General features: G+C 55.1%; 4 protein-coding genes. 3 read left to right on the plus strand and 1 reads right to left on the minus strand.

The features are described 5' to 3' along the window. The 3 genes from CKW25_RS27240 to CKW25_RS25850 all read left to right on the plus strand — a co-directional run. The coding region (locus CKW25_RS27240; protein WP_256578038.1) for a DUF5801 repeats-in-toxin domain-containing protein at positions 1-4,094 on the plus strand (4,094 nt) is incomplete at its 5' end. A gap of 1,172 nt (positions 4,095-5,266) precedes the next feature. Beyond that, complete coding sequence (locus CKW25_RS25845) at positions 5,267-6,565, plus strand: hypothetical protein (protein WP_095083813.1); 1,299 nt, start codon at positions 5,267-5,269, stop codon at positions 6,563-6,565. A gap of 3 nt (positions 6,566-6,568) precedes the next feature. Further along, positions 6,569-7,153, plus strand: coding sequence for a hypothetical protein (locus tag CKW25_RS25850; RefSeq protein ID WP_143497503.1), 585 nt, complete (start codon positions 6,569-6,571; stop codon positions 7,151-7,153). A gap of 81 nt (positions 7,154-7,234) precedes the next feature. Here CKW25_RS25850 and CKW25_RS27245 read toward each other — a convergent pair whose 3' ends face one another. After that, positions 7,235-7,429: a hypothetical protein gene (locus CKW25_RS27245; protein WP_095083815.1), complete on the minus strand. Its 195-nt coding sequence runs from the start codon at positions 7,427-7,429 to the stop codon at positions 7,235-7,237. Positions 7,430-7,490: the final 61 nt, after the last annotated feature.

Below are 7,490 nucleotides of genomic sequence, written 5' to 3' on the forward strand. Positions count from 1 at the left end.
CGGTGGATGAAACAGTATTGGCGATCAACGATACCAAGAGCTTTGCCGCCAACTTCAACTCGGCGTTTGGCGCCGATGGGGCTGGCACCCTGACCTATGCGCTGGGCGTAGTGGCGGGGGCCTCCGGACTGACCGACACGGCCAGCGGTGAGGCCGTTAACCTGTCGCTCAACGGCGCGGTGGTCGAAGGCCGCACAGCTACGAGTGACCTGCTGGTGTTCACCGTTAGCGTCGCTGCCAATGGTGATGTCACGCTCGACCAGCTTCGGGCCGTGGTGCATCCCGACGCCACCGATCCTGATGATGCGACGAGCCTGACCTCGGATGACCTGGTGACACTGACGGCGACCACGACCGACGGCGATGGCGACAGTGTCCAGGCAACGCTCAATATTGGGCAGAACCTGGTGTTCGAAGACGACGGACCGAGCATCAGCACCACCGGTGAGGAGCCAACGCTGACGGTGGACGAAACGGTATTGGCGATCAACGATACCGAGAGCTTTGCCGCCAACTTCAACTCGGCGTTTGGCGCCGATGGCGCTGGCACCCTGACCTTTGCGCTGGGCGTAGTGGCGGGGGCCTCCGGGCTGACCGACACCGCCAGCGGTGAGGCCGTCAACCTGTCGCTTAACGGTGCAGTGGTGGAAGGCCGTACGGCCGCCACCGACCTGCTGGTGTTCACCGTCAGCGTCGCCGCCAATGGTGATGTCACGCTCGACCAGCTTCGGGCCGTGGTACATCCCGATACCACCGATCCCGATGATGCGACGAGCCTGACCTCGGACGATCTGGTGACACTGACGGCGACCACGACCGACAAGGACGGCGACAGTGTCCAGGCGACGCTCAACATTGGGCAGAACCTGGTGTTCGAAGACGACGGACCGAGCATCAGCACCACCGGTGAGGAACCAACGCTGACGGTGGACGAAACGGTATTGGCGATCAACGATACCAAGAGCTTTTCCGCCAACTTCAACTCGGCGTATGGCGCCGATGGCGCTGGCACTCTGACCTATGCGCTGGGCGTAGTGGCGGGGGCCTCCGGCCTGACCGACACCGCCAGTGGTGAGGCGGTCAACCTGTCGCTCAACGGTGCAGTAGTGGAAGGCCGTACGGCCACCACCGACCTGCTGGTGTTCACCGTTAGCGTCGCTGCCAATGGTGATGTCACCCTCGACCAGCTTCGGGCCGTGGTGCATCCCGACGCCACCGATCCCGATGATGCGACGAGCCTGACCTCGGATGACCTGGTGACGCTGACGGCGACCACGACTGACGGCGACGGCGACAGTGTCCAGGCGACGCTCAACATTGGGCAGAACCTGGTGTTCGAGGACGACGGACCGAGCATCAACACCACCGGTGAGGAGCCAACGCTGACGGTGGACGAAACGGTCCTGGCGATCAACGATACCAAGAGCTTTGCCGCCAACTTCAACTCGGCGTTTGGCGCCGATGGCGCTGGCACTTTGACCTATGCGCTGGGCGTAGTGGCGGGAGCCTCCGGGCTGACCGACACCGCCAGCGGTGAGGCGGTCAACCTGTCGCTCAATGGCGCGGTGGTGGAAGGCCGCACAGCTACGAGTGACCTGCTGGTGTTCACCGTCAGCGTCGCCAGCAATGGTGATGTCACCCTCGACCAGCTTCGGGCGGTAGTGCATCCCGACACCACCGATCCCGATGACGCGACGAGCCTGACCTCGGATGACCTGGTAACGCTGACGGCGACCACGACTGATGGCGATGGCGACAGTGTCCAGGCGACGCTCAACATTGGGCAGAACCTGGTGTTCGAGGACGACGGACCGAGCATCAGCACCACCGGCGTAGAGCCGACGTTGACGGTAGATGAAACGGTATTGGCGATCAACGATACCAAGAGCTTTGCCGCCAACTTCAACTCGGCGTTTGGCGCCGATGGCGCTGGCACTCTGACCTATGCGCTGGGCGTAGTGGCGGGGGCCTCCGGCCTGACCGACACCGCCAGTGGTGAGGCGGTCAACCTGTCGCTCAACGGTGCAGTAGTGGAAGGCCGTACGGCCACCACCGACCTGCTGGTGTTCACCGTTAGCGTCGCTGCCAATGGTGATGTCACCCTCGACCAGCTTCGGGCCGTGGTGCATCCCGACGCCACCGATCCCGATGATGCGACGAGCCTGACCTCGGATGACCTGGTGACGCTGACGGCGACCACGACTGACGGCGACGGCGACAGTGTCCAGGCGACGCTCAACATTGGGCAGAACCTGGTGTTCGAGGACGACGGACCGAGCATCAACACCACCGGTGAGGAGCCAACGCTGACGGTGGACGAAACGGTCCTGGCGATCAACGATACCAAGAGCTTTGCCGCCAACTTCAACTCGGCGTTTGGCGCCGATGGCGCTGGCACCCTGACCTATGCGTTGGGTGTGGTGGCCGGAGCCTCCGGACTGACCGACACCGCCAGCGGCCAGGCGGTGAATCTGTCGCTCAATGGCGCGGTGGTCGAAGGACGCACGGCCGCGAGCAACGCGCTGGTGTTCACCGTCAGCGTCGCCGCCAATGGTGATGTCACGCTCGACCAACTTCGGGCGGTGGTGCATCCCAACGCAGCCAACCCCGATGATGCGACGAGCCTGACTTCGGATGACCTGGTGACACTGACGGCAACCAAGACCGACAAGGACGGCGACAGTGCCCACGCGACCCTCAACATCGGCCAGAACCTGGTGTTCGAGGACGACGGCCCATCACTCGCGTTCGGCAACCTGATCGGGACCGGTAGCGTCCTTCCCCAATACGGGTTCTGGGACAGTTCGGCGGGAGCCGACGGGCTGGGGGCGGCCGGTCTGGATATCTCGTTGGTCAATGGCCAGTTCACCCTCGTCAGGCCCGACAACACGACCACGACCGGGACCGGCACGCTCAATGAGCTGGCACCCTCACCGGACGCCAATGGTGCGTACCAATTCGCCGGGAAGTTGACCGGTGATTTCGACAACAACGCCGCAACGGCGGATACCACCGTCGACTACACGCTGACCGCCTTCGCCAATGGCAGCTATGCACTGGATCTGGTGCAAGGCTTCCGTTCGACGATCGTGCTCAGCAGTGCCGACGGCTCACTCGCTGCTGGCGGTCCGGATCCAGTGCGCACCTTGTTGATTCCGGAGACGGATAACCCGGCGATTCCTTCGGCATCCGAGGAGGTGGTGTTCTTCTCCGCGAAAGCGCTGGCGTCGACTGCGGACATCCTGACCGGCATCGGGCTTGGAGCCCCCGACCCCACCGAAGCCGCGCTACAGACCAACCCGCTGCCGTCGTATATCGACCCGGCGGCCATGAACGTCAGCACGGCCGGCATCGGCATCGCCAACAACCTGTTCCAGGGAGACAACCACGCGGCAATCGGCGCCGCCGATGAAAGTTTCGTCATCAATCCAGAAAGCCTGCTGACGGGCATGAGGGTCTTCATCGACAACTCCGTGGGGGGTTACAACACGGCGACCGAGGACCTGTACTACAGGGTCTACTACGAGGATGGCACGTTCTCGAACCTCATCGAGGTGAACAGTCTGACTCCAGAGGATGGTGGCCAGGTGTCCTTCCTCATTGAGAAAGAGGGCACGGCGCTGATCGATGCTGTGCAGCTCACGATGGCCCGGGGCGAGATCAAGATCCCGGTGATCCAGTTCATTAAGGAGAGCGAGAGCCTGGCCAGCGATGTCAAGCTGGCGTTCAATGCGACGCTGACAGACAAGGATGGGGACTCGGCGACGAGTGCGTTCGACGCCAACCTGTTCGCCAACGATTCGGCCGATGCGCTCTTCGACTTCAGGCTGGTTGGCACGGGCGGCGAGCGTGATGCCTTCAACATCGATTTGTCAGTCGACGAGAACCTGTACCAGGTCACCGGCTTCGATGCGGGCCCAGGCGTGCAAGACACGCTGGTGCTCAACGGCGACCCGAGCGCCACTGTCCAGTCGATCGACAACACCGGCGCAGATAGCATCGTGACGATTGCCGAGACGGGTGGACAAATAACTACCATTACCTTGGTCGGGGTCGATCTACTGAATACAGACATTGTTCATGGCGGCGTCTGAGGCATCGCACGGGTAAAAAGATGCGAGGGTGGTGTAGGAACCACCCTCGCATTGTTTCTGTAGTTCTAATAGGAGATCCGCACGGATCGTATCCGTTGTGAACGCTCGTTTTGAAGTCAGTTACACATTGGATGACAGGCAATCGTGACAGGGGGGCGATGAGTCTCCTTTCTGGTCTGCTCGATCGGGCCCACGCCCTGCTGGAGCGATTCAACGCTTTGGCTTGTGATGCAAGTTCCAATTGCTGTTCTACGCTGAGGGCTGGTTTGTCGAAGGGCCTCATGTAGCTTTCTCCAGGCAAAAAAACCCGCACGATTTGAGCTTGCTGACTGGGTCAACCTAGGCTTGGCGGGTGTGTTGGGGTGCATTGTAGGTAGGTGTAAGAGGTCGTCAACGTCGCGCTGACGTGAAATTGTAACGGGTAGGCACGCGGGCAATGTTTGGTCAGTCGATGGAGATAAGGCTTTGTTGGCCTTGTCGCAGCAATGTGGCAGCTTCCAGGGGAATTTCCAAACCATAGAAACAACAAAGCCCTCGCATTTCTGCAAGGGCTTCGTTTTGTATGGTGCGGCACCAGGAGTCGAAAACCTGCATAACTATATGACATATAATTATTTTATTTTTAGGGGTACCTTGTTCTATCTCAAAAACTATCCTCAGGCACTTCCCTCATAGTTCGCAGGAGCAAGAAAACACACACCAGGATCGTAAAAAACGCCTTACCCTCGATGTATTGCAGCGTCTTGTGCTCGGCATCAGCCAGCATTCGCAGCGCTGCATTTCCACGCCGCCGCTATATCCAACTTCAGGCTTAAGCTAAGCGCTATGCCCAAAAGAGTCTCTCGAACACCGGTATTGCGGTCCATCACCAACGCTTGCCCATCGAATTGCCAATGGAATATACATTTCAGCACTTATATAATTATCGCTTATAACTAGCTTTGGGGGTTTTTTATAAGACTGGTTTGGGTATTGAGTTCATATTGCAATGCATCGGGATGTTCGACTGCATACTATCTAGTACAAAACCTTGGTCGCCAGCGCACAGTGAAATTTTTAGGCATTGAATTCGTCGTTAAGGGTGGGGTAGATTCTCAGGGATTTGTGTTGCATTTTTTGTTGTATGAAAATTATACTGCGCCATCATTGTGACATTGCAGAGGGAATTGACGGTGCTGCCGAAAGTCTTTGTGTACCCTGAAGGACAGCGCATATGGTTGGTTAGGGCTTCCGGCGGAAAGCATTTTCAGAATTTCCTGAAGCATGGCGTTGTTGCAATAGCCCATATCGACAAGCTGATCAAAAAACATGCGCTTAAAGAGATTCCTTCGAGGGAGGTTTTGCGCGGGTATCTCGAAGCCGAGTCTGATAATTTTTTTGACTCCCAATTAGCAGCGCTAAAGAAGCTCGATGATACGAGTCCTGATCTTGAGCCGGATGTTGAGCTGGCCGAGGAAGAGTACTTCGAAAGTAAAATGTCTCTAGCCAATCGCGAAGCGCAAGTTAATAAATTTGCGCAAGAAATGCGCGTAGGCGATCTGGTTGTAACTCTATGTAAGAGTCATATAGCTATTGGTCAGTTCACGTCAGAGTCTTATATTGACGAAACTGTGCTGAAAAATACAATATATCGAGGTGCGAAAGAGCCAAAGGTTGAGTATTTAGACTCTAAGTTGCGTAGAAATGTGGCTTGGGGGAAACCAATTTCGCGTGAGCTTCTTAGCGCCGGTCTGAAGAAGCCTCTTTTAGCCAGAAATACAGTATCTAGTTTGGATGAGTATTGGGATAAAATTTATTCCTTGATTTATCCTGTTTTTGTGCGTCACGACGTTGTTTATTTTTCAAATCGCGTTGCAAGAAGTGGCCCCGTCGGCACTCGTAATATGTGTAGGTTGCTTGACTTTGTAGTTTGCACGCAGCTGGCTACCGACGCTCTATTAAAACCAACGTTGCCAGGATTTGACTTGGCAAAACTGCTAGAGGAAAGCTTGCTTGGGGCTGACTTCCAAGAGAGGTTAACCTCTCAAGCTGAAGTAATGTCGCCAGGGTATTTTCACCACGCGGTTAGGGTGTTGAATGGTGTAAGGCCTGAAGTCTATGCTCGGATTTTAGCTGCTTTGCTAGCTTTTGGATTGACTGGATGTCAAGGCGGGTCCGACGCGCTGAATAGTCTTTCTGAAGAAATAGTTTCGACTCTTCAACAAGAAGATATGTCCCAGGAGCGAACAGCAAAACCTGCTAACAGGGATAAAATGGATAAAATGCTTGAGGAGTATAAGCAGATCATGGACAAGAAAGGAGTTTCAAGTTTGACCTCTAGCCTTGATCTAAAATTAGCTAATGTTGATAGCGCATTACCATCTATCTCGTTTTCGCCTCAGATAAATATCCAAGGGTCAGCAGAATCATCCCCGCAGCTCAAGGACCAGCTTGGCGGAGCGGGTGAACAATTTCGCCTAGACTTGAAATAGGTAATGCCAGTGAGAAATGGAATCTTAGAGTTTGTAGGTGGGGCATTCATCCTTACAGCAATTACATATGCTTCAGGAAGGGGCTATTTCAATGGCTATTTTCGAAGCATGAATGTTGATCCTGCGTTTGTTGATGTTGCTGTCGATCAAATTTTCTTTGAGGGCGGCAGAGAGATAATTAAGGTTATAAGTCCTGTTGTATATCCGCTTCTGTTTTTTGTTGTTCTCTATGTGTTATTAGCGCTCTTGGGGACTATGTATTTGAAGCGAGTTGCATCGGAACGATCTGAGAATTTGCTGCTGGCGTGTTCGCAGTTGAAGGGTGTGTTATTGCTGGTGTCCATCGTTTGGTTCTCAAATTATTTATTTAACTCGGCAATGAAAAGCGGTGGAGAGGTTGCTGCTTCCAATGGGTGCAATTTTGTGATTGTTCATGTGAACGATAAGGAGAGTCAGACGGGGTGCCTGATTTATAAGAGCGTGGACAATATTTGGGTGCGGTATAAAGTTGACGGTTTCGAATATGTATCTGTGTTCCCTAGAGATAATTTTTATCGGGCGGACATGAAGGTGCGAACTGGATTTTAATTCAATAGTCAGAATTTGTGGTTCTGTGGTGTTGTTTTAATCTTAGAGTTTTTATGGCGTTTATCAAAACCAGATCCTCGATCAGAGGATGAGTACCCATGGTTTCTCTAAACGACGAGCGAGCAATCGTATGGTCAGCAAATAGTAATACCGCGTCAGCTCGCTGCGCCGATTTAGGCGATGCTCAAGAAACCAAACCACATGCTTTCTCTGTAACCGCGCCATGAACCCCACATTCAAAGTCGTCCTCTGATCCTTGAGGCTGTGCTCTCGAATTTCTCTGGAGCCCGCCCGCCATGATGCGACCCGACGCCAAAGTCGAAAAGGTGTACCTCTA

Source organism: Pseudomonas sp. Irchel s3h17, from assembly GCF_900187505.1.
Taxonomy (GTDB): Bacteria; Pseudomonadota; Gammaproteobacteria; order Pseudomonadales; family Pseudomonadaceae; genus Aquipseudomonas.